Here is a 23161-nt window from a genome sequence, read left to right as displayed (position 1 = left end):
TTTCACGAAGCGGCCTTGGCAAGCCGCACCGCACGCAGGGTGTTGCGCTGCATGACGACGAGCATAGCCGCTCTTCTCCACCCTACGTCTCTCCCTCTCCTGCACGGGTTGCGGAGCTGAGGTGGGGGCACGATGTGGCTTGGCAGGGAGAAAACCTGCAAAAGTGCAGGCTTTTTTCGCAAAAGTGGTTCATTTCGGCGAAAAGCCTGCGATTGTGCAGGAATTTTCGATGAAATTGAACTTGAATCCATGTTCACGGCAAAAAGCCTGCACTTTTGCAGGAATTTTGCGTCTCCCGCGTATCGACCGAGCAAAAACTGTACTTTTGCAGGTTTTCTTCGCGCAACCAGACAGATTGTATGGCCCACTCTGGCATCGTGGGTTTCTGGGCAGCCTGGAAAGTGCAGGCTTTTTCATGAATCTAGTTGGTTTTGGCGAAAGGTCTGCGATTGTGCAGGAACTTTTGATGAACATGAGTCTGAGCCGATGAATTCGAGAACGCAGCAGACCTTAATTATTTTCATTCTATGGAGTGACGTCCTCGGCGTAGTGGAGTTTTTGCAGGGAATGTTCCGTTGCCGGCGTATCAACGAGCAAGAAGCTACGCTTTGGCAGTTGCTAGACAAAAAAAGCTTTCCACACGGAAAGCGCTCAGGAGGGTCCATTATGGAAAAAAATTTAACCGCTACATTTCACAGCGTGGAAAGCCTCGAACATGCGGTTGACGAACTCAGACGCCAGGATGTGCTGCATCTGAACTTCGACCATGGCCACGCGCTCAAGGTCGAGTATCAGGCGAACTCTTTGGTACAGAGTCTGGAAGCTTACCCGTCCCCGCACGTTTATACCCTGGAAGTGAGCGTCGAAAAATCCCGCTACCGCCAAGCCGAAGACACCATCGTCAAGCACGGCGGCATGCTGTACGGAGCCCCTAGTACTTATTGATAATCGCCATAAGCTGCTTGTACTCGTCGTCGTTCAAATAAGTTTTGAGCATCCGGTCGATCTCCTTCATCTCCTCAGCCGTGATGCCTTCCTCCAGCATGCCGGACAATCGCTGAACCTCGGGCTGCGGGAGCTTGGCGATGACGAGGGAGAACAGCTTCATTTTGTCTTCGCCGGACATCTGTTCCTTTTTCTTGGCGAACTCTTCCGTGGACAGGACGAGGTCCTTTTTAAGCGAGTCCGACTCGCTTTGCCCACGGCCCATGACCGCTACGGAGTCGTCCTTGGCGCTCGAGCCGCCCTGTACGCCCTTCCCGCTTGCGGCGGCATCCGGCTGACCAGTTCCAGGCGTCGCGCCGCCGCCGGCGGACGGGCTCGGACCAGGCTGCGGAAGGGAGACGCTCCCCCCGTCCTTCGGCTTCCCCAAATTCAGGTCTCCCGCCAATTTGGAGGCGAAGTCCGATAGCGACACCTTTTTGCCCAAAGCGGGGATTTGCAACTGCCGGAATACTTCCTCTACATACAAGTTCACTATATACCACGTCGTAAAAATCGATATCGATGAAATCAGCACCGTGCCGATCACCAGTTTGCTAAGCCATTTCAACATTTTCATGCCGTTGCTTCACCTCTGCCGCGTTTTCATTACCTCCTTTCAGTATTGACGGTTTCCGTTCCATTAAGTCCCATTCAAAAAAGAAATCCTCCAAGCCGAAAAAACGGCCGGGAGGATTTTGCTTGCGTTTTTAGGAGTAAATCGGGCGAACCAGATTCGTTTGCTCACGGTTACGGCCAACCGAGAAAATCGCGATCGGAATGCCGGTCAACTGGGACACGCGCTCTACGTAATGTCTTGCATTTTCAGGCAGGTCGCTTAGCGAACGGGCATTCGAAACATCTTCCGTCCAGCCCGGAAGCTCCTCGTACACAGCCTCGCACTCCGAAATCGCCTTGAGGCTCGACGGATAATGCTCGATCAACTGGCCGCGGTACATGTAGCCTGTGCAAATCTTGACCGTTTCCAGCCCTGTCAGCACGTCGATCGAGTTCAAGGACAAGCCCGTGATGCCGCTCACGCGTCTTGCGTGGCGCACGACAACGCTGTCGAACCAGCCGACGCGGCGCGGACGGCCTGTGACCGTTCCGTACTCAAAGCCTTTTTCACGAATCCAGTCCCCGATCTCGTTGTTCAATTCCGTCGGAAACGGACCGTCGCCGACACGGGTCGTATACGCTTTGGCAACGCCGATAATGTTGTGAATCTTCGTCGGGCCTACGCCCGAGCCGATGCAGACGCCGCCTGCCGTCGGATTGGACGAAGTCACGTACGGGTAAGTGCCCTGGTCGATATCCAGCATAACGCCTTGCGCGCCTTCGAACAGCACTCGGCGGCCTTGATCGATATATTCGTTCAATACGACCGAAGTATCCGTCACATATTTGCGAATAAATTCGGCGTATTCCAAGTATTCTTTAAGAATCGGTTCCACATCCAGACCTTTGGAGCCGTACACCTGCTCGATGAGCACGTTCTTCTCGGCCACAATGCGGCGAAGCTTCGTCTCGAACTCCTCCGCGTCCATCAGGTCGGCGATGCGGATGCCGTTGCGGGCTGCTTTATCCATATAGCAAGGACCGATCCCTTTGCGGGTCGTTCCGATTTTACTGTCGCCTTTGCGGTCTTCTTCCAAACCGTCCAGAACAATATGATACGGCATAATGACATGCGCGCGGTCACTGATTTTGAGATTTGTCGTAGTAAAGCCGTTATCGTGAATATAATTGATTTCTTCAATAAGCGCGGCGGGATTAATAACCATTCCGTTGCCGATCACACAAGCTTTATTTTGGTAAAAAATACCGGAAGGAATCATGGTCAGCTTATACTTCTTGCCGCCGATCAGGATCGTATGGCCTGCGTTGTTACCGCCTTGATAACGGGCAACAACCTCTGCCGACTCCGCCAAAAAATCCGTGATCTTCCCTTTACCTTCATCTCCCCATTGTGTACCGACAACAACAACCGTTGACATATGCACTTACCTCCGTACGGTGACAAGTCACCCATAATGAGCCGCTAAGGCTTTTTGTGCCCCGCAGGAAAGTTGGACTTCATTAAAGCGCTAAAGCGCCATTGCAACTTTCCGCCTGGCGATGCAGCATTCTCCCACGCAAGACCGCGACTTCGTCCGATCCGCGCAGACAACGCGGGCTGCCTCTTCGAGGAACCTGTCTCCCGGCATGTCAATAACCCCACACAACGAAGTGGGACCTTGAACATTCCTGATGTGTATGGGGGGAACCCCGAAAAGTCGGAAAAGACCTCCAGCCAATGCCTGCCCGATTTCCGCAGATTGACGATAAAGGTTTTTTCAACGTCTTAAGTGTAGCAGTCCCCCTAAGCAAAGTCAATGAAAAACGAACAATTACACAGGGCCCTGTATAATTGTTCGGATATTTGCAAAATCTATGAAGTTAACCTCTATGCTGCGGCAAAAATAATTAATGTCCGGCCGCCACCTCTTGATGAGTCCGATCCATATTTACGAATTTATTAAATTGCTTGAGAAACGCCAGCTCCACCGTTCCGACAGGACCGTTACGCTGCTTGGCGATGATGATTTCGATGATGTTTTTCTTCTCGGATTCCTTGTCATAGTAATCGTCCCGGTACAGGAACGCTACGATATCGGCGTCCTGCTCGATGGAGCCCGATTCCCGAAGGTCGGACATCATCGGGCGCTTGTCCTGCCGCTGCTCGACGCCCCGGCTGAGCTGCGAGAGCGCGATGACCGGCACGTTCAGCTCACGCGCGATCTGCTTTAGCGTACGGGAGATCTCGGAAACTTCCTGCTGACGGTTGTCGCCCTTGCCGCGGCCGGCAATGAGCTGCAGGTAGTCGATCAGGATCATCCCGAGCCCCTTCTCCTGCTGCAGGCGGCGGCACTTCGCGCGGATATCGGCGACGGTGATCGACGGCGTATCGTCGATGAAAATGTTCGCTTCCGACAGCGAACCGATCGCCATCGTCAGCTTCTCCCAGTCGTCGCCTTCGAGAAAGCCCGTGCGCATGCGGTTCGCGTCGACGTTGGCCTCCGCGCAGATCATCCGCTGCACGAGCTGGGCCGCGCCCATCTCCAGCGAGAAGATGGCGACGGTTTCCTTCGCCCGGACGCCGACGTTCTGCGCGACGTTCAGCGCGAACGCGGTTTTACCGACCGAAGGCCGGGCGGCCAGGATAATGAGGTCCGAGCGCTGGAAGCCGGACGTCATTTTGTCCAGATCCACGAAGCCCGAAGGGATTCCCGTGGATCCGCCCTTGTTCGAGTAGAGATGCTCGACTCGCTCGAACACTTCCATGAGCACGTCGCGAATCGAGACGAAGCCGCTGGAAGTGCGGCGCTGCGAGATCTCGAGGATGCGCGCCTCCGCCTCGCTGAGCAGGGCCCCCACGTCCTCCGAATTGGCGTAGCCGTTCGAGACGATCTGGGTGGCCGCGCGGATGAGGCGGCGAAGCATCGACTTCTCCTCGACGATGGCCGCGTAGTAGTCGACGTTCGCCGCCGTCGGCACCGCATTCGCGAGCTCGGAGAGGTACGTCACGCCGCCGACTTCTTCGAGCTGCTGCTTGTCCTGCAGCCGCGCAGTCAGCGTGATCAGGTCGACGGGCTCCTGATCCTCGGCGATCTCGACGATCGCCTCAAAAATCCGCTGATGCGCGCCGCGGTAGAAATCGTCGCTCGTTACCCGCTCCATGGCGGTAATCAGCGCATCGCCGTTAAGCAAAATAGCGCCGAGCACGGCCTGCTCGGCTTCTATATTTTGTGGAGGCACACGATCCATAAACATATTTTCCCCGCCCATGCTCATGGCACTCACATCTCCTTATGGTTTAACGCTCTCAGGTGCTGCTTGACCGCTTACTGCTCTTCCGTTACCTGTACGCTCAGCGTAGCGGTTACTTCGCTGTGCAGCTTTACGGGAACTTTCGTAACGCCCAGTGTCCGAATCGGATCGTCAAGCACGATTTTGCGCTTGTCGATGGCGATTTTATGCTTTTCGAGCGCCTCTGCGATTTGCTTGCTTGTAATCGCGCCGAACAGGCGTCCGCCCTCGCCGGCTTTCGCCTTGATTTGCACCGTCATTTCGTCCAGCTTCGCGCCAAGCTCCTGCGCGTCCGCTTTTTCCTGATCCTTGCGGCGCTGCTCCGCTTTTTTCTGATTGTCCAGCTGCTTGACCGCGCCTTGCGTAGCCGGCGCCGCCAATCCTTGGGCAATCAAGAAGTTATTTGCGTATCCTTCCGAAACTTCCTTGATCTCACCTTTTTTTCCTTGACCTTTCACGTCTTTCAACAATACGACCTTCATTCGAAAAGTCCCTCCTCTTCTTCCATATCATGAAGTACTTGCTTGAGCCGTTTCGTCGCTTCCTCCAAGGTGCACTCGATCTGGGTCGCGGCATTCGTCAAATGCCCGCCCCCGCCGAGCCGCTCCATCACGACCTGGACGTTCATCTGGCCCAGCGACCGCGCGCTGATGCCGATGAGACCGTCCGGCCGCTCGCTGATAACGAAGGAAGCCATAATATTCGTCATATTCAACAATGTATCAGCAACCTGCGCAATCATCAACTGAGAATATTTACGTTTGGGCTCGGCGATCGCCAAAGCGATATGCTCGTAAATAATTTCCGTATGCTTGATGATCTCCGCTTTATCGATGTACGAATCGAGGTCTTCCTTGAGCAGCTGTTGAATCAGGCCGGAATCGGCTCCATTCCGGCGCAAATACGAAGCCGCCTCGAACGTTCTCGCCCCGGTGCGCAGGCTGAAGCTTTTCGTATCGACGACGATCCCCGCCAGCAGTACGGTAGCCTCAAGCACTTCCATCGTCAGTTTGTCGTGAATGTATTGCAGCAGCTCCGTCACCAGCTCGCAGGTGGAGGAAGCGTACGGCTCCATATACACGAGCGTCGCATCTTGAATGAACTCCTCGCTGCGGCGGTGGTGATCGACGACCACGACCCTGTGGGTCAGCTGCAGCAGCTTCGGCTCGGCAACCATCGATGCCTTGTGCGTGTCCACCACTACGGCCAGCGTGCGATGCGTCGTGATCTGCATCGCCTGCTCCGGCGTAATGAACCAGCGGTTCAGACGCTCGTCCGCGGAGATCGTTTCCATCAGCCGTTGGATCGACGGATTGTTGCCTTCCAGCACGATATAGCCTTCCTTGCCGATAACCTGAACCGCCTTGAGCACCCCTACGGCCGCGCCGATCGAATCCATGTCGGGAAAGCGGTGCCCCATAATAATCACTTTATCGCTTTCTTTCATCAAATCGCGAAGCGCATGGGAAATGACCCTAGCCCGCACGCGGGTCCGCTTCTCGACGGCGTTCGTCCGGCCACCGTAGAAGGACAGGCGCTGTCCCATTTTGACCGTAACCTGATCTCCGCCGCGGCCGAGCGACATGTCCAGGCTCATCTGCGCCATTTGGCCGAGTTCGATCAAGTGCTCCGCGCCGGAGGCAATCCCCATGCTCAGCGTAAGCGGCAGCTTGTTCTCGATAGTCAAATCCCGAACATCGTCCAAAATCTCAAAACGCGTCTGCTCCAGATTGCGCAGCCCTCTTTGATCCATAAGAATCAGAAAACGGTCGGAGGCGGTACGACGCAGATACAGGCTGCTTTTTTGCGCCCATTCCGTAATTTCGCCGGTGACCTTGGCAAGCATGATGCTTCGCGTCTGGTCGTCCATGCCTTGCGTCGCTTCATCCAGATTGTCCAGCATGACGATCCCGATGGCGATTTTCTCGTCCTCGTATTTTTTGACAAGGTTGGCATGTTCGGTAATTTCGCGCCAAAAGAGCAGCCGCTCCTCCGGACGAATCAGCACTTGATAAACGTTCTTCCCTACCGTCAGTTCGATCCTGTCGCTTTTGTCCTTCCTGTTCTTCAAATCCGGGAACAGCTCGAATATCGACTCTCCGATAACGGATTCCTGGTCCAGCATTTTCGCCACAAAAGAATTGTGCCATTCGATGCGCTTGTCTTCATTATATAAAATGACGCCTATCGGAAGGCCGCCCATGACTTCGTTGCCGGCTTTCTTCACCCGGTACGTAATCGTTCCGACATAAGCGTTCAAGTCTCTGCGAAACGCCGTTTCCGCTTGCAGCGTAAAGTAAGCCAGCACGCCGCAGACGATGAACGAAACGACGCCCAGCATCCACTGATACGCAAATACGATCGTAGTCAGCACCAGCAGCAGAACGAAAATCCATACGATGTGAAGACCATGCCACCGCTTTAAAAGGAATTTCGGCATTCGTCCTATCTCCTAATCCTATAAATTTTTCTTAAACTGTTCTCGGATTGGAAACGCAACATCAAATACCCCTAATAAGCTATATACAAATAAAAGCGGAGACATGAAACAAACCAGCACAATGACCGCGATCGGCGTGAAAAACCTCCATTTTTTTACGTGCGCGATGAAAAATAAAAAACCCAGCGCCTGCAGGGCGAACGCCAGCACGAGAAGCGGCAGCAAATTCATCAGCAACGTGGCGATAAGCGAGTTCGAAGTCGGACTCACGAACAAATCCATCACAAAAGCAAGCAGGTAGATCCATACGAACGATCTCGGCAGCATTCTCTCCCGCAGCGGGCGCAGCCCCGGAATCGCCTCTCCCGTTTTGTTCAGCAGCAGCCGGCTCAAACCGTGCGTCAAAAATGCATAAAACAAAGCAAACAAAATCAAATCAAGCGGGATCACCTGAACCATCAGATTGACGTACCAATCCTGGTCTTTGGGGAGCATTCCCCGGAAAGCCGGCGGCATGGTAGTCACATATTCGGCCATCATTTGCTTGAACTTGGCAATGGGATTCATCCCGAAGGCGTAAGTGATGACCAGGCTCAAAAGCCCTTCGGCCAGCAGCGTGACCGTCCCCGCCGTCAGCACCGTTCGCGCCGCCGCTTTGCGCTTGTACAAGCTGCCCATGACTAGGACCGGCGGCAGGAAGAACAGGGATACCGATATGAGAAACAGCCCATGCCAGCCGGATAGCAAATACACGACGAGCAAACTTGCCGCATACGCGAGAACGAACTGCCTGGTGCTTAATTTCACGTACAGCATCACGACGGGAATCATAAGAAAACTAATCGTAAAAATAATAAAAGGAGTCATTAATGACAACAGGAACAGGACTGTTACCGCACTCCATAGCAGACCCTGCCAACTTCGCTTTCCCAACCGGGATCACCTCTTACGTAAATGTTCTTCCAAGGATGAGATGTCCCCATACCAATCTTCAAGCTGGTGACCCTCTTGCCGATGCTTTTACATTTTTTCTATGATGTACTCCATTATATCACAAATTGCGGCAAGTACAGAAAATCCCCCGGACCATCCGGTCACAGCGGGTCGGAGCTCTCTCCCCTCGGAACATTCTTCTCCTTCATATCCTACCACATTCGCCCCCGGCTGATGAATTTCTAACTAAAAAGCGGACTATGAGCCGCAGTCAACGACGGAAAAGCCCGGTCGATGACCGGGCAAACGATTCGCATCAATGGCGGTTTTGTCAAAACCGCGCGGAGAACATTCGCAGGCTTCTTTTATCTGGCTACCGCCTTGAAATAGCGATAAATTTTATTTAATTTCTCAGCATGCTTTCCTTTCGGACTTTCCATACTTCCAAACTCGAAAAACTTCACGTTCTTCATACCCACGTATTGAAACAGAGCCTTCTTCATTAATACTTTGTGAGCGTTATTTAACCAGAACAACGGATAATGGGCGGGCCCTTGCATCGTGGAAATGCACACGACCGACTTCCCTTTCAAAAGCCCCTCCGGCAAAAGCCCGCCCTTCTCTTTGTAGGCGAAGCCCGAAGCGAACATTTGATCGATGTACCCGAGCAGCATCGCGGGAGGCCGCCCCCACCAGATCGGATACACAAATACAATTTTGTCGGCCCAAATGATTTGTTCCCGGTACTTGGCCAGATTGGGGTCGGCGTGCATATCCCTTCTGCGTTTGTGCTCGTTGAAAACAAGCACCGGGTTAAATCCCTCCTCATATAAATCCAGCACTTTTACTTCTTCTATATTAGGATTCTCGCTGCTCCCCTGAATGACTTTTTGCAAAAATGCATAGTTCAGGCTTTGATGATTAGGATGCGTATAAATAACGAGCGTTTTCATCGAACCACCTCTTTAGTTATCATTTGATAAGTAAATCGTAGCATACTTGTTTTTTAGTTGTCAAATGATAATTGTTTTTTGATAATTATTTTGTTATCGTGTCAAGTAAGAGGTGATCCCTGTGGACCAAAAAGCTTTTTTTCATAAATTCGTAGCTTTTACGACAGCCGTTCATCAAGTGACATATGAGATGACAAAAGATGTTAAATCCGACGCCATTACCCCCGTTCAGTATAGTATTCTCGAATATATAGCGGTCAGCCAGCCCGTTACGCTCAGTCAAATCAGCGATTGCATGCAAATGTCCATGCCGAATACGAGCCGCGAGCTGAAAAAATTGAGCGAAAAGCATCTGTGCGAAAAATTTGCCGATGCCGAAGACCGGCGCAAGCAATATATCCGCCTTTCCGAAGAAGGCGAGGCCCTGATGGGCCAAGCTTTTCAACGGATAGAAGCCCGTTTTTGGCAGCGGATTAAGGATTATTCCGAAGAAGAGCTGAACGAAATCGAGCGTGCTCTGGATGTGCTGCATGCCAAAGTGTTTCATAGCAAGTAATCACTGCGCCGCATGAAGAGACCGGGCTTTACGGCTGAAGAAAGGACTGCAACCGCCATGATCGCCCGTAGGCATTGTGACATCGGCGATTGGCGCGCCGTTCTTTATTTATTTGTCCCGCCGGCAAGGGGGTGCCAGGAAGTGAAAAAAGCTGTCATCCTCCTCCTGGCTTGCCTGGCGATGCTCGGTCTGGCCCTGATCTCCATCAGCGTCGGAGCTGTCCCCGTACCATTGCGCGATGTGGGAAGCGGCCTGCTGGACAGCTCCAGCCCGTCCTATTTCATCGTTCACGAGATTCGACTGCCCAGGGTGATCGTCGGCATTTTGGCAGGCTTCGGACTCGCCGTGGCCGGGGCCATCCTGCAAAGCCTGATCCGCAATCCGCTGGCCAGCCCCGATGTTATCGGCATTACGAAGGGAGCCGGATTCGCTGCGGCGGCCGTCATCTTCCTGTTCCCGAAGTCGCCCGTGTACGTGCTTCCGCTTGCCGCGTTTGCCGGGGCTGTCGCCACCTTCTTCGCGCTGCTGGCATTGAGCCGCAGGCTGTCGCTGTCGGCGTCCGCCCTTGCCCTGACGGCGTTGCCATCGGCGCTCTGTTTCAGGCGGGCACGCAATATTTGATCGTGACGAATCCGACCAACGTCAACATGGCGCTGCTGTGGCTGTCGGGCAGCTTGTGGAGCCGCGGGTGGGGTCAGGTGCAGTACCTTCTGCCGGCTGCGGCGGTACTGCTTGCTCTTGCTTGGGGAAACTTCGCCAAGCTGAACGTGTTCCAACTCGGCGACGAGATCGGCGCCTCTCTCGGCTTGCGAATAGTGCGCGAGCGCTTTGGGCTGATCTTGCTCGCGGTGACGCTGGCCGGCGTCTCCGTGTCGGCGGTCGGAGCCATCGGGTTCGTCGGCCTCCTCGCTCCGCATATGGCACGGAGCCTCGTCGGAAGCCGCAATCAATGGCTCCTTCCGCTCGCCGCGGCGATCGGGGCGGATCTCATGCTGCTGGGCGATTGTCTCGGCCGGATAATCATCATCCCGCAGGAAGTTCCCGTAGGCATCATGACCGCGATCATCGGCACCCCTTACTTCATCTACCTGCTGCGCAGGGAACGAAAGCGGCGCACGGCATAAAAGCCGCACCGCGCTCCGGGATATCAGCGCATGGTGCGGCTTAGCGATATGGACACGGGCGGCGTCCGGGCCCGACACTTTGATTTGCAGTCAATCGCGACCAAAAAAACGCGCTATTCTTTGCAAAAGCAGGCTGCGGAACGTTCTCCGAAGCCTGCCCAGAAACCCACGCACCAGACTTAGTCGCACAATCTGCCTGGTTGCTCGAAAAAACCTGCAAAAATACATCTTTTTGCTCGTTAATGTGCTAGCAACGAAAAATTCCTGCAATTGTACAGGCTTTTCGCCACGAACATGAGCTCAGGTTCATTATCATCAAAAATTCCTGCACTATCGCAGGCTTTTCATCAAAATGAACCATTTCCAGGGAAAAAACCTGCACTTTCGCAGGTTTTCCCCTATTAGTCTGCCTTGCGCCCCCGCTTCAGCTCCCCAACCCGTGCAAAGGAGGTGCGGTTGGGGTGCGCCCTCTCCAGTTCCTCTACCCGTTGCTCTATCAACAATCTGATTCTGCAAGTTTTCTATACGTTTATAGAGATGCGCTTCTCCAATATATGTAATCGCTTCTCCGATGTCCTGTTCCAACGTCTGGGAATTCTTCCAGCGGCTCGTTTAGGAACTAAGTCTTACATCGATTTTGACAACTGTCATATCCCCCACCTCCGAAAAGATCGTGTTTTCAAAACGAAAACCTCTACAGTTCCATACGATCGCCTTTGGTTAAAGGTGTGGATATAACAATAAATTCGTTATCCACATGTGAATCATTTCGGATTTGATGCGGCGTTCCGGCGTTAATCGCGCAATTGTTCAACTGCAGGAGCAAGCTGAAGTACGTGACCTATCGCTGCGGCAACCGATCTGGAACAACCCCCGATTGTTCCAAGAATCAAATTATTACGAATCAAATTCATAAAATCTCTCTCTTGAATAGGTTAAAGGTTCTCTTTTCATTGGACTTATCCAAAACCGCAAAAACAATATGATCAAATAATGTCCCATAACCTTCATCGACCAGTACATGCTTAAACATTCCGGCAACATCGCTAGGGTTATTTTTAAAAACGCCGCATCCGAAAGCTCCTAGGATTAGTGCTTTCTCTCTATGGTTGGCCGCCACAGAAAGGATATACCGTATTCTCTCCAGCATGATGGGTTCGATCATTTTCACTTGCTGCGGTTCCCGCTCCCGCACAACTCCAGCATTAACTGCCGGTGCTGTAATCATAGAAACAAGATAAGGGCTACTCAGCAGTTTTCCATCGTCGTTTCGGAATACGGGAACATTAGGGGAATAAACCATATAATCCGAATAGAGACACGTTTTCAGATTCCGGTTATAGCTGTACATCTCATCCATTTGTGAGATGCAGGGGTACAATGCGGAGGATCGCGCCAGACTTTCTTCCTGAGCTTGACTACCTCCGAGGAACCCCCCGCCAGGGTTCTTCGCGGAAGCAAAATTAAGACACAACGTGTTTTGCATTCCTTCCATCTGCACGAGTCTCTTCGCGGCGGCTAAAGTGGATTCATCCGTCACTTCGATCTTTGGAAGTGCTCTCCGTTCATGTTCTATTCTTAATGCCGCCCCTTGCCTAATTTCCTGCAATCCGTCAGGCGAATATAGCTTCGAGTTTCGAATGGCTGCCTCTACTTCTTGTTTGATTGAGATTTTGTTCTCATCTGCGTCAAGATAGAAGCCTTTATCTAATATGTCTAACGTTGCTTTGGCGATTTGCGATCTAATTTCTCTATTATTGTCTGTCCGGTATAATTTTTCCATGTTCAATCCACCCTCACTTAGTTAATTGTTCTCCCAACTAGGGTTAAAGCGATAAAGCTTTGAGGGACGATGCCTGTCATCCTTACAACCTGTTATCTCCAATGTGTTATTATCTTTTTGTTAATATCTAATCGTTATTATATATCATTCAATTTCCCTGTCAATACGTGGAAACGAAAAAAGCCCGATTTCTCGAGCTTTTAAGAGAGCTATTTATCTTGCTGCATTCCACGCCCGGTTTAGTCAACCCTTATAGGAACTTCTGGAGATGAAACCAGAAACCTCTACAGTTCCATACGATCGCCTTTGGTTGAAGGTGTGGATATCACAATAAATTCGTTATCCACATGTGAATCATTTCGGATTTGATGCGGCGTACCGGGGTTTATCGTGCAGCCGTCATGCTTCTGCAGCTTTATCTCCTGCCCATCTATCCACATCACCGCTTCGCCACTGAGCATGAAAAAGAATTGTTTAGCCTTGTGATGCACATGCTTCTTTTCGCTTGTTCCTGCCGGCATCCGCTCCTGAATAATGGTGCGTTCCGCACCCTGCTCCAGGAACCATCCATCGCAAGCTTCTCCCCAGATGTAGTGGTCCGCATTGGCTTTGTTTACTTTCATTCCAATCGCTCCCTTTTATCAAATTAAAACTCCGACTATACCGTGACCGTCTTCCATCGTCTGCAGAGTATAAAAGTCAAGGCGCCTTGTCGATCACCGGATTGAACGACCATTTATAAAACGTAATGCTATCTATGCTGATAGCCAGACATTGTACCTGCTTTAGATTGGTATCCTGATTGGTTCCTGTCCTTTCCCTTCCTTGTTCGATCGAGTTGCTTTTTCGACCTTTGTTGGATGTATCATATTATTTGATCGCTCCTTGCATAACTCCCTTGATGATATACCGTTGTCCGAACAAATAAGCAATCAGAATGGGCAAGATAGTGAGCAGGACTGCGGGAATCAGAAGTTCCCAGTTGTTCATGTAAGTTCCGTTAAAGACCTTCATTTTGACTGGCATCGTAAAATGCTCTTCATCCGTTAAAATGAGAGACGGCAGCAAATAATCATTCCAGATCCATAAAACATTCAATATGGCAATGGTCATGGAAGTCGGAGCGAGCATGGGCAGGACGACTTTGAAGAACGTTTTTCTGCGGGAGCAGCCGTCGATGAATGAAGCTTCTTCCAATTCGAGGGGAATCGACTTCATAAATCCATGATAAATGAATACCGATAACGCGCTACCAAATCCGATGTACAAAATGATCAATAAGGTTGTCGGCGCCATTTGGATCAGCTTCAATTTGGCCCCATAGATATACATCAGCGGAATCATGATGGATTGGAACGGAATGATCATAGAAGCAACCATTATCGCAAACAAAGTTTGATTGAATTTAGAAGCATTTCTCACCATGTAATAAGCCGCCATCGCTGAAAATATTAATATAAAAATAACGCTTGCTGCTGTAATCCATAAAGTGTTTTTAAATGAGACCAGGAAATTCATTTTCTCGATGACTTCGCCAAAATGAGCAAAATTCAAGCTATTCGGTAAGGAAAAAGGATTTTCCAGAATCTCTCCATTATTTTTGAACGAATTCACGATAACGAGAAAAAAGGGGAAAACAAAGGCTACAAACGCTATGATCAGAAATAAATAAGTCAAGGTTATGGAAGTGATTCTGCGAGTGTTCATTATGCCTCAACCTCCATTTTCTTGCTGAAATAAACCTGCAACCCTGTCACAACGGTTACAACAACAAAGAGAATAATCGCTTCCGCTTGTCCAACTCCGTAATTAGTTTCCATAAACGCTTTTTGCACGACCTGCATGGAAACCATCATCGTGCTGTTGAAAGGCCCGCCTTCCGTTAAAGAGAAGTTGATATCGTAAACCATAAAGGCGCTTTTCAATGTCAGGAATACAGTAACAACGAAGGAAGGGACCATCATCGGCAAAGTCATTTTCACTAATCGCTGCCAAGCATTAGCGCCATCTATCGTGGACGCTTCAATAATATCTTTCGGTACGCTGATTAACCCTGCAATAAAAATTATCATCATGTATCCGGCCGATTGCCAGATGGTTACAATAACCAATGCCCAGAAAGCCAAATGTTCATCGCCTAGCCAGCCTGAATGCAATAACCCGATACCCCATTTTTCCCCAATAATAGGTAACGACTGAACAAAGATGAATTTCCAGATGTACCCTAATACCAACCCTCCGATCAGGTTCGGCGTGAAGATCGAAGTTCTAAAGAAATTTTGGCCTCTTACTCCGGAAGTAACCAGATAGGCAAGAGCAAACCCAGCCACATTGACAAAAACGATCGTTGCCGCTACGAACTTAAGAGTGAGCCACAGCGATGCCCAGAACCGGGAATCTTTGAAGGCTAATACGTAATTATCGATTCCGGAAAACTGCATAGGACTTACCGGAGTCGCCATGTGCATCAAGGTGAGGTAAAATCCATAAGCGAATGGAATCAATAACGCAATGGAAAACGCAATCATCGTGGGGCCTGTGAAAAATATCTGGTTGCCGAATCGTTTGATTGCACTTTTTTCTTTCATCATAAGCTCTCTTCACATCCCAAAATGTAATTAACGATCAAATGGGTGAGCGTGATCCTCACCCATTTGATCAACATTCAAGTGTTCGATTATTTCTTGCTTGTGTAGTAGTTTTGAATAAACTTAACAAGATCTGCGCGGCTTTCTTTTTTGACGATATACTTTTGAACTTCCGGTCCAATAAGTTTGGAGTAGTCATCCCCGTTGATATAGTTGTTGGTGAACGACAATGTTTTGCCTTGTCTGATTGCATCCGCAATTGCCGAGCCAAGCGGATTGGTCACCTTATTCGGGTTGTTCTTGAAGGCGGAAATAATCTGAGATTTGTTTACCACGAAGTCTTGCCCTGCTTTATCGTATACGATCCAGTTCAGAAACTTTTTGGCCGCTTCCTGCTGGGCCGGAGTCGCTTTTTTATTGATGACCAGGCTTTGAGTCGGGCCGGCTTGGATTTTATTGTTTAACGGATTGTCAGGATTGTTGTCGACTGGAACCGGCAGGAATCCAAAAGAATCTCCGGCAGTTGCCTTCAACGAATCGAATGCCCAGTTTCCATTGAACAGGATGGCTGCCTCGCCTTTCCCTACCGATAAATGCGAGTCATCATAGACCTTGTCCAAAGGGCGATCTCCGTATTTGTTGTACTCTTTCGATATCAATAAATCCATCGTGTCGTAATAACCGTTCCAAACCGCATTGCTTGCCAGATCCAGCTTCCCCTCTTTCAATTGTGCTACGACGGAGTTCGGATCGGCTGCCTGGTTCAGGAATTGGGAGCTGTAGTGATTACCGACAGACCAGGCTTCCGTTTGATAAGCTACCGGGTATTTGACCCCGGAAGCTTTAATCTTATCCAACAGGTCCTTCAATTTGTCCCGCGTGTTGATGGAGAACGGATCGAAAGAACCGCCTACTGCTTTCTCAACAACTTTCTTGTTATAGACGAGACCGAATCCTTCGATAGCGAACGGAAAGCCAACCACTTTTCCACTTTCGTCTTTAATTCCATAGCTTGTTTCCCCGCTCCATTTCTCGTTCGTCAGATCGATGCCAAAGTCCTTGTGTTTGCCCAGTAATTGGTCAGGCCCCATCATAGCGATCGTTACGACTTCGCCTGACGTCGTCAGTTTATCCAACACACTGAGCGAGTCACCTACTGCTTGCGAGTAAGCTTTGACAGTTATGTTCGGATTCGCTGCCATGAAGTCTTTCGCCGCTTGCTCCCATTGAGAAGCGATTTCACCCTTGCCGTTCGTCATGATGACCGTCACTTTTTCTTCTTTTGAATCGGATGTGGTATTGTTCTTCGTCGCGGCCGGTGAATCAGTTGCAGAATGATTGGTTTTTGTTCCTCCGCAAGCCGCAAGCGTGACAGCAAGTAATACCGCAAGACTAGACACTAACGTTTTTCTCAATCTAAACCCCTCCAAGTTGTTTGTTGTACTTGACTAATTCTGGCGCCAGCAACGGCGTGTAAATGCTTTCACTTTGAGTTGAGAGCGCTCACATCCCCTGCTTCTTCATTATAGGAGGGGACCTAATTTCAGAAAACGTCGTGGATTGATCGGAAAAATAGTCGTAACTTGATAAAAAAACTCTGACCGAATGCTACGGTCAGAGCACTTTTGATTATTTCCTCATCGCCTTCACCCAGGATTTTTGAAATTCTTGCAACAATTGATCCTTAGTCAGCTGCTTGCCGACATAAGCTTGCATGGCAACTCCGAATTCATCCTGAGTGCCGGCCGGATACTTAAACCAATTCCATGTTAACGTTCTATTTTTACCCATATAAGTAAGAATATCATCCGCCAGTGGTCCTAAGTTATTGGAAGGGATATTTTCGAATGCCGGGATAAATTTAAGCTTGGCAAAGTAATATTTTCCGGTATCGGATGAGACCATCCAGTTTAAAAATCTTTTAGCCGCTTCTTTCTTTTCGTTGGAACTTTGCTTGTTAATGACCCAATAATTCGGAACAGAAATTGCAAGAACGTCATTACCCGGATCATCATTAATCGGGATGGGAAGGATGCCGACATTCATCTCGGGCGTGATTTGATCCAATATCGGTTGAATCCAGTTCCCCTGTTGGATCATCGCAGCTTTCCCCTGTGCGAATTCAGTTATTTGCGTATTGTAGTCGATTGTCAGTGGTTTATCGTCTCCATATTTAATAGTTAAGTCCAACAGTTTTATTAAATCGAGGAATACCGGATTCCCCTCAATACTTTGCGAACTCTGATACAGCGATTGAATAAAAGCATCAGGATCTTTCTGATGAGCGAATGCAATATTAAGCAGGTGAACACCCAATACCCATCTCTCCGCATAAGCATTAGCAAACGGCTTGATCCCGGCTGAATTTAGTTTTTTTACCGTTTCCGTTAATTCGGACAGGGTCTTCGGCAATCTCTCGATCCCTGCTTTTGCAAATAAACCCTTGTTGTATATGAACCCGTATCCTTCGATGTTAAAGGGCATGCCGAAAATTTTACCATCTATCGTTATTGGCATCAATGTGCCTGCCTTAGCACTCTGAACCCAGGGTTGGTCGGATAAATCCTCCAAATATGCTCTATAAAGCCTTGCCTCGCTATAACCTCCGTTAGCAAAAATGTCAGGGCCTTTGCCGGCTGCAAAACTGGCTCGCAGGTCAGCTCGATCATCCGACCCTCCTCCAACCGTTCGCAATTTCATTCGAACATGCGGATTTTCCTTCATGAATTCTTTTACCATTTGCTCCAACTGAGAGGATATTTCCACTTTGGGGTTCAATATCTCGAGTTCAATGTCTTTATCTCTCCCGGATGTTTGTAATTTGCTTCCTTCAATATCTTCATAGGGATCTTTCCTACTAATGCAAGAAGTAAGCATAATGGATAGCAAGGTTACCAACAATAACATTACAACATGCCCCTTTCGGATCATGCCTTATATCCTCCCTTCCGATACTCCATCGGAGTTACTCCTACCATGCGCTTAAATAGTTTCGAGAAGTATTTTTGATCTTGATAACCCAGCTTGGTAGAAATGGAGAACATGTTCTCATCCGTCTCGCAAAGCCATTTTTTCGCCTGTTCCACTCTTAAATGGATCAGATAATCAGAAAGAGTCATTCCCCTTTCTTGCTTGAACCGACGGGAAATGTGCTCGCGGCTAAGAAAAAAGCGCCGGGCCAGAACGTCAAGTCCTACTTCCTCGGTGAAATGATTGTTCACATAAGCGATCATATCCTGCATTCTTCTGCTGTCGTCAGATTCGCTTAGCTGATGTATCGTTCTAAAATCATTGAACTGAAAAGCTCTTTTTGCCTCTTCAAACGAATAGGCCAAGTCCTCCAGCTGACTAAACCCATATCCGCTGGCAAGACGTACAGGAATGTCAAAGAGATTCGTTATTAATTTTTCGATTTCTTGGAGTTTTCCTCTTGTGCTAATCATTACGCTGATATGGCGATCAGACGGAACGGAGAAGACGTTGCCCCACCCGCGTTCCATCAAATTATCCGATAGAAGCTTAATGTAACGGTCCGGGTGATGGGCCTGGTAAAAATACAATAAGGTCAAATCATAAGCTTCCGCTTGTGGAATGCTGGCCTCAAGTTCGTCCCGGTCAAAAGGCTGGCCTTCGCATGCAGAGGTAAAATTACGGTTTAAGCGTTCTCTTTTTACCTCATCGTAGATCCCTGACGCTTTGTCACCCCGTATCTCACTTTCGTTTTTCCAAGCCTGGATCGCACCCGCCAGAACAGTGTTGAGTGCTTCGGGTTCAACCGGTTTCATTAGATAATCGTATGTGCCATAATGGATCGCTTTCCGCATGTAAACATAGTCATCATGACCAGTGAGAATAATGACTTTCCCCAAATATTCGATTTCAGTCAACCATTCCAACAACTTGATGCCGTCAACCTTCGGCATTTTAATGTCGGTAATTAAAATCTCTGGCGGCAGTTGAGCGATTAATGCTTTTGCTTCTTCTCCGTTAGCAGCTTCGCTTATATCCCTAATACCGAGCTCTTCCCATCTCCCGAAATAGCGAATAATGTCCCGAACGTTAGCTTCATCATCCACGAGCAAGATGTTCAATTTCTTCTTCCTCCTTGGTTTTTCGGGGAATGACCAAACGTACTTTAAAGCCGCGGGCGCCCTCCGAATATATTTCGAGACCTGCATCAAATCCGTAATTGAGAACTAGCCGTTCATGTATGTTTTTCAAACCGATATGATCATGGGAAGATCGGCTTTCATAGTCCGAATGAACAATTTTGCATCTAAGCGCTTCCAGCCCATCCACTGATAAGCCGGGACCATCGTTCTCGACCTCAATGACCATTTGATCTCCGTCCGCTCTGCCGCGGATGCCGAGTGTTGTTTCGTGCCAACCTTCCTCAAAGCAATGCTTAAAATAGTTTTCCACCAATGGCTGCAGGATCATAGCAGGAACCGAAACATCCATGACCGACTCCTCTATATCGATGTTGCAATTAAACGTTGTACGGAAGCGTTCCTTCTGAAGATTTAAATACGCATTTACATAATCAACTTCACTGCGTATGGTTGCCCAATTATCCGGACGGATCGTGTATCTCATCATTTTTGACAAAGAGGTGATAAGCTTGTACACTTCCGGAGAGCCGGAACGAACAGCAACCGCTCCAACGGACTGCAAGGCATTATTCAAAAAATGAGGATTGATTTGGGATTTGAGCGCACGAAATTGATTCGTTCTATTCTCAAGTTCCAAGCGATATTCCCGTTCGATATGAAGATTGATTCGGCTCATCATATCCTTAATATGCTTCTCCAGATGTCCGATCTCATCTTCTCTCGTATCATCAAATTGAATATGCAGATGCTCGCCTTCTATTTTCCGTACTTTGCGGCTAAGCAGCGTTATCGGACGTGTCACCTTGTACGAAATGATATTGATCATGAGTAAGCCGAGAATGACGACGCCAATACCCACAACAATGTTGATATAGGCGGTTTTTCGAACTCCGCTGAACAAATAGTCGCTGGTCGAAGTCTTGACCAAGCTCCATCCATCCAATATCCCCGAGAGCTTTTCCGAGAATTGAATGTCGCCTGTCTTTTTACCATCTTCTAAATTCTGAATAGAAGCAAGCGGTTTCCCTATCCACTCAGAGTTGGAGGAGTAAACAACATTACCTTCCGCATCCGTAAGCATTATGGACTCATTTCCTTCTCGAATAAAGCGATTGCAAATTCGGGAAATCTGTTCCAAATCGATATCCACCGTGACCAGACCAAGGAAGCGATTATCCAACACATCCACGATCTTATGATGAAAGGTAAGCACCATGGTTTTGTCCGATTGCGGTATATTGGGGACTCGATTATAATTTTCGATTTGATGAGGCCGTTCAATCAAATAAGTGTTCTTCGAATTTAAAAGTGCTTGAATGAAAGGCTTTTCGATGATCTCCGGCATCTGCTTACGAACGCTTACCATGGCATCGTATACCGTAAAGGAATCTCCACCCTTGGCGATATACACGCGCACCTGACGGATTTCTTTGCGCATCAGGTAGAACGTCTTCATGCCCTTGTCAATTTCAAACTGATTGGAATAAATCGAATCCTCGAAACCTCTTTCAAACACTCGGAACAAATCGGGATTCCTATATAAAATTAAAGGTAGATCGACCATATCTTGAACATAATTCATCAAATCTTCGCTCGTTTTTTGCAATTGCACCCTGCTGTTATTCAATTCCAACTTTTCGACATTCGCTTTGGTTTGCCAATAAATTAGAATGACTGAAATAAAGTAGGGGACAATGATAAATGCCACAAGCAATAATAATAGGCGGCTGTGTATACTCTTCATTTTCATTATGCCCCCTCCTTCTCTTGTTATTGTAAATGATTGCGAGGGGAAATGTTATTGTCGATTGATTCCAAAGCCAAGAAAGCACCTCGTGACCGAGATGCTACTCAACACCAATGTTCCATTCAATCTCATAATTATAAAAGAGTATGACCCTCAAGAAAAACGTCTCTAATTGATAGAAAAAAGGTCGTAAATTGATCATACGGGGATAAGCAGATAGAGGATGTGAATCTATTGGAAGTATATCTCTATAAAGAGATTTGGCGATGCCTAAGAGAGAAGAATTTGGCATGGCAATCGATTTTCTTGATGAGATCGCCTTAAATCATATTGCCCTTATCTTTGCAGCTATGTCCGCTGGCTAGTGGTTTAACACGTTATCTTCCAAGACAGTAAACTTATCTCCGTACTCTTTAATAATATGCTGTTCTCCCCAAGCGCATAAAGAATCCAATATCGGTTTCAAGCCCCACCCGTATTCGCTGAGCTCATATTCCACTTTTGGAGGGACCTGATTGTAGCTAATTCGATTCACGATACCGTCCTCCTCCAGTTCTCTCAATTGCTGTGTCAGCATTTTTTGAGTGATCGCGGGCATAAGTCGTTTCAAATCGCTCGTCCTTTTTTTTCCGTGAGTTAAATGGCATAGAATAACGCATTTCCATTTTCCGCCAATCACTTCCAGTGTTGCTTCTACTGATATGTTGAATTTTTTATTTGTCACTGATTTTTGCCTCCAATTGTTCTACAGGTACTTGTAGGTACCTATATTACTTTAAAGTACGTACTATTCATTTTCATCCTAATCATTGATAATAACATTTACCGGCCGGATTTTACAATACCAGTAGGAGTGGAAGGAATGGTACTAGAGGAAAAGCGGAGCACCTTGGCACTGTTGGCGTTAGCCGTTAGCGCTTTTGCGATTGGTACAACCGAGTTTATCAGTGTAGGGCTGCTGCCTCTTATTGCTGAGGACCTGAACATATCTATTACAACAAGCGGGTTAACCGTTACTTTATATGCTTTGGGAGTAACTTTTGGGGCACCCGTTTTAACGTCTTTGACCGCCGGCGTCCCGCGCAAATCATTGCTGTTGTGGATTATGGTTGTTTTCATCGCCGGCAATGCCCTTGCCGCGGCTGCGAATGGAATCGTTGTACTGCTGGCTGCGCGCGTTATCTCGGCGTTGGCGCACGGTGTATTCATGTCGATTGGTTCCACCATCGCAGCCGATCTCGTGCCGGAAGACCGCAGAGCCAGCGCTATATCTACTATGTTCTCCGGTCTTACAGTTGCGACGGTTACCGGAGTGCCTTTGGGGACCTTGATCGGCCAGCAAATGGGTTGGCGGGCTGCTTTTATCGCCATTGCTGCAGTCGGCATCCTGGCTTTCATAGCCAACATGGTTCTTATTTCTGCCAATTTGCGCAAAGGCACGCAAACGCCGCTTCGCGACCAGCTCAAACTTGTCACTAACGGACGATTGCTGCTCGCTTTCTCCATTACTGCTCTCGGTTATGGTGGTACGTTTGTCGTCTTTACTTATTTATCCCCTCTACTTCACGACGTATCCGGTTTTAGCGAAAAAACGGCGGCCATCATCCTTTTTCTGTACGGAATAGCCATTGCCATCGGCAATGTAATCGGAGGCAAGGCTGCCAACAGCAAGCCTGTAACTGCTTTGTTTTATATGTTTGTTATACAGTCCGTTGTGCTTTTCCTGTTGGCGTTTACTGCGCCGTTCAAAATTGCCGGTTTAATCACCATTTTCATGATGGGCATGTTCGCATTTATGAATGTACCCGGTCTGCAAATATACGTGGTATTGCTGGCGGAACGGTTTGCGCCGAAGGCGAAAGATGTGGCCTCTGCCGTCAATATTGCCGCTTTCAACGCGGGTATTGCAATCGGGGCCTTCTTGGGCGGTGAAGTTACGGATACGATGGGACTGATTCACACAACGTGGGTAGGAGCATTGATGGTTTTGGGAGCCGTATTCCTTACAGGCTGGGCCAGAGTTTTGGAAAAGAAAAGCATGAGCGAAACACCCGGACAATCAATCGAAAGCGGCTCAATGAAATCATGTTAAGAA

At 48.7% G+C, this 23161-nt stretch carries 20 protein-coding genes and 2 pseudogenes; 5 read left to right on the top strand and 17 right to left on the bottom strand.

Annotated elements, in window-relative coordinates:
- Window positions 1–139 precede the first annotated feature (139 nt).
- Both AC0LWT_RS16335 and AC0LWT_RS16330 read left to right on the top strand, forming a co-directional pair.
- Entirely contained in the window at window positions 140–490 is a 351-nt protein-coding gene (locus AC0LWT_RS16335; protein ID WP_474682327.1) for a hypothetical protein, read from the top strand.
- Between the two features lie 176 nt (window positions 491–666).
- Complete coding sequence (locus AC0LWT_RS16330; RefSeq protein WP_474682326.1) at window positions 667–945, top strand: hypothetical protein; 279 nt, start codon at window positions 667–669, stop codon at window positions 943–945.
- Here the strand turns inward: AC0LWT_RS16330 and AC0LWT_RS16325 are convergent.
- The 8 genes and pseudogenes from AC0LWT_RS16325 to AC0LWT_RS16290 form a co-directional block, all read right to left on the bottom strand.
- Window positions 932–1561 carry a hypothetical protein gene (locus AC0LWT_RS16325; protein ID WP_474682325.1) on the bottom strand — a complete coding sequence of 210 codons (630 nt, stop codon included), beginning with the start codon at window positions 1559–1561 and terminating at the stop codon, window positions 932–934. The two genes, AC0LWT_RS16330 and AC0LWT_RS16325, sit on opposite strands and share 14 nt — an antisense overlap.
- 130 nt (window positions 1562–1691) lie before the next feature.
- Window positions 1692–2978, bottom strand: coding sequence for an adenylosuccinate synthase (locus tag AC0LWT_RS16320; RefSeq protein ID WP_474682324.1), 1287 nt, complete (start codon window positions 2976–2978; stop codon window positions 1692–1694).
- Between the two features lie 469 nt (window positions 2979–3447).
- On the bottom strand, window positions 3448–4815 hold the full coding sequence (gene dnaB, locus AC0LWT_RS16315) for a replicative DNA helicase (protein WP_474682323.1): 1368 nt from the start codon (window positions 4813–4815) through the stop codon (window positions 3448–3450).
- Between the two features lie 50 nt (window positions 4816–4865).
- Window positions 4866–5312: a 50S ribosomal protein L9 gene (gene rplI / locus AC0LWT_RS16310; protein WP_474682322.1), complete on the bottom strand. Its 447-nt coding sequence runs from the start codon at window positions 5310–5312 to the stop codon at window positions 4866–4868.
- Window positions 5309–7270, bottom strand: coding sequence for a DHH family phosphoesterase (locus AC0LWT_RS16305; protein ID WP_474682321.1), 1962 nt, complete (start codon window positions 7268–7270; stop codon window positions 5309–5311). Before AC0LWT_RS16305 ends, rplI begins: the two co-directional genes overlap by 4 nt.
- Before the next feature lie 18 nt (window positions 7271–7288).
- A complete protein-coding gene (locus AC0LWT_RS16300) occupies window positions 7289–8203 on the bottom strand; it encodes a DUF2232 domain-containing protein (RefSeq protein ID WP_474682320.1) in 915 nt (304 codons plus the stop codon).
- A gap of 6 nt (window positions 8204–8209) precedes the next feature.
- Window positions 8210–8290, bottom strand: a pseudogene (locus tag AC0LWT_RS16295) (MazG-like family protein); the annotation flags it as partial.
- Between the two features lie 278 nt (window positions 8291–8568).
- Window positions 8569–9156: an NAD(P)H-dependent oxidoreductase gene (locus AC0LWT_RS16290; protein ID WP_474682319.1), complete on the bottom strand. Its 588-nt coding sequence runs from the start codon at window positions 9154–9156 to the stop codon at window positions 8569–8571.
- Window positions 9157–9277: 121 nt separating this feature from the next.
- Between AC0LWT_RS16290 and AC0LWT_RS16285 the strand changes: the two genes are divergently transcribed.
- Entirely contained in the window at window positions 9278–9712 is a 435-nt protein-coding gene (locus AC0LWT_RS16285; RefSeq protein ID WP_474682318.1) for a MarR family winged helix-turn-helix transcriptional regulator, read from the top strand.
- A gap of 141 nt (window positions 9713–9853) precedes the next feature.
- Window positions 9854–10836: pseudogene (locus tag AC0LWT_RS16280) on the top strand (FecCD family ABC transporter permease).
- A gap of 910 nt (window positions 10837–11746) precedes the next feature.
- Here AC0LWT_RS16280 and AC0LWT_RS16275 read toward each other — a convergent pair.
- From AC0LWT_RS16275 to AC0LWT_RS16235, 9 genes are all read right to left on the bottom strand, one after another.
- Window positions 11747–12619 (bottom strand): TIGR02452 family protein, encoded by an 873-nt coding sequence (locus tag AC0LWT_RS16275; RefSeq protein ID WP_474682317.1) that lies wholly within the window; start codon window positions 12617–12619, stop codon window positions 11747–11749.
- A 284-nt stretch (window positions 12620–12903) separates the two neighbouring features.
- The gene (locus AC0LWT_RS16270) at window positions 12904–13242 is read right to left on the bottom strand and encodes a cupin domain-containing protein (protein ID WP_474682316.1); all 339 of its coding nucleotides are present in this window, start codon (window positions 13240–13242) and stop codon (window positions 12904–12906) included.
- Between the two features lie 247 nt (window positions 13243–13489).
- Window positions 13490–14326 (bottom strand): carbohydrate ABC transporter permease, encoded by an 837-nt coding sequence (locus AC0LWT_RS16265; RefSeq protein WP_474682315.1) that lies wholly within the window; start codon window positions 14324–14326, stop codon window positions 13490–13492.
- Window positions 14326–15210 (bottom strand): carbohydrate ABC transporter permease, encoded by an 885-nt coding sequence (locus tag AC0LWT_RS16260; protein WP_474682314.1) that lies wholly within the window; start codon window positions 15208–15210, stop codon window positions 14326–14328. Before AC0LWT_RS16260 ends, AC0LWT_RS16265 begins: the two co-directional genes overlap by 1 nt.
- A gap of 86 nt (window positions 15211–15296) precedes the next feature.
- Window positions 15297–16622: an ABC transporter substrate-binding protein gene (locus AC0LWT_RS16255; protein WP_474682313.1), complete on the bottom strand. Its 1326-nt coding sequence runs from the start codon at window positions 16620–16622 to the stop codon at window positions 15297–15299.
- 214 nt (window positions 16623–16836) lie between these two features.
- Window positions 16837–18138, bottom strand: a complete 1302-nt coding sequence (locus tag AC0LWT_RS16250) for an ABC transporter substrate-binding protein (RefSeq protein WP_474682312.1) — start codon at window positions 18136–18138, stop codon at window positions 16837–16839.
- A complete protein-coding gene (locus AC0LWT_RS16245; protein WP_474682311.1) occupies window positions 18135–19298 on the bottom strand; it encodes a response regulator in 1164 nt (387 codons plus the stop codon). The genes AC0LWT_RS16250 and AC0LWT_RS16245 overlap by 4 nt, the downstream gene beginning before the upstream one ends.
- Window positions 19276–21069, bottom strand: a complete 1794-nt coding sequence (locus tag AC0LWT_RS16240) for a sensor histidine kinase (RefSeq protein WP_474682310.1) — start codon at window positions 21067–21069, stop codon at window positions 19276–19278. Before AC0LWT_RS16240 ends, AC0LWT_RS16245 begins: the two co-directional genes overlap by 23 nt.
- Before the next feature lie 358 nt (window positions 21070–21427).
- On the bottom strand, window positions 21428–21790 hold the full coding sequence (locus tag AC0LWT_RS16235) for a winged helix-turn-helix transcriptional regulator (RefSeq protein WP_474682309.1): 363 nt from the start codon (window positions 21788–21790) through the stop codon (window positions 21428–21430).
- A gap of 138 nt (window positions 21791–21928) precedes the next feature.
- Here AC0LWT_RS16235 and AC0LWT_RS16230 point away from each other — a divergent pair, with 138 nt between their 5' ends.
- A complete protein-coding gene (locus AC0LWT_RS16230) occupies window positions 21929–23158 on the top strand; it encodes an MFS transporter (protein ID WP_474682308.1) in 1230 nt (409 codons plus the stop codon).
- Window positions 23159–23161 lie beyond the last annotated feature (3 nt).

It is taken from the genome of Paenibacillus sp. sgz302164 (genome assembly GCF_056120505.1).
This window is presented reverse-complemented; position numbering and strand designations above follow the sequence as displayed.

Coding starts and splice junctions, on each gene's coding strand:
- AC0LWT_RS16330 (WP_474682326.1), top strand. CDS start 667: ATGGAAAAAAATTTAACCGCTACATTTCACAGCGTGGAAAGCCTCGAA.
- AC0LWT_RS16325 (WP_474682325.1), bottom strand. CDS start 1,561: ATGAAAATGTTGAAATGGCTTAGCAAACTGGTGATCGGCACGGTGCTG.
- AC0LWT_RS16320 (WP_474682324.1), bottom strand. CDS start 2,978: ATGTCAACGGTTGTTGTTGTCGGTACACAATGGGGAGATGAAGGTAAA.
- dnaB (WP_474682323.1), bottom strand. CDS start 4,815: ATGAGCATGGGCGGGGAAAATATGTTTATGGATCGTGTGCCTCCACAA.
- rplI (WP_474682322.1), bottom strand. CDS start 5,312: ATGAAGGTCGTATTGTTGAAAGACGTGAAAGGTCAAGGAAAAAAAGGT.
- AC0LWT_RS16305 (WP_474682321.1), bottom strand. CDS start 7,270: ATGCCGAAATTCCTTTTAAAGCGGTGGCATGGTCTTCACATCGTATGG.
- AC0LWT_RS16290 (WP_474682319.1), bottom strand. CDS start 9,156: ATGAAAACGCTCGTTATTTATACGCATCCTAATCATCAAAGCCTGAAC.
- AC0LWT_RS16275 (WP_474682317.1), bottom strand. CDS start 12,619: ATGGAAAAATTATACCGGACAGACAATAATAGAGAAATTAGATCGCAA.
- AC0LWT_RS16270 (WP_474682316.1), bottom strand. CDS start 13,242: ATGAAAGTAAACAAAGCCAATGCGGACCACTACATCTGGGGAGAAGCT.
- AC0LWT_RS16265 (WP_474682315.1), bottom strand. CDS start 14,326: ATGAACACTCGCAGAATCACTTCCATAACCTTGACTTATTTATTTCTG.
- AC0LWT_RS16260 (WP_474682314.1), bottom strand. CDS start 15,210: ATGATGAAAGAAAAAAGTGCAATCAAACGATTCGGCAACCAGATATTT.
- AC0LWT_RS16250 (WP_474682312.1), bottom strand. CDS start 18,138: ATGATCCGAAAGGGGCATGTTGTAATGTTATTGTTGGTAACCTTGCTA.
- AC0LWT_RS16240 (WP_474682310.1), bottom strand. CDS start 21,069: ATGAAAATGAAGAGTATACACAGCCGCCTATTATTATTGCTTGTGGCA.
- AC0LWT_RS16230 (WP_474682308.1), top strand. CDS start 21,929: ATGGTACTAGAGGAAAAGCGGAGCACCTTGGCACTGTTGGCGTTAGCC.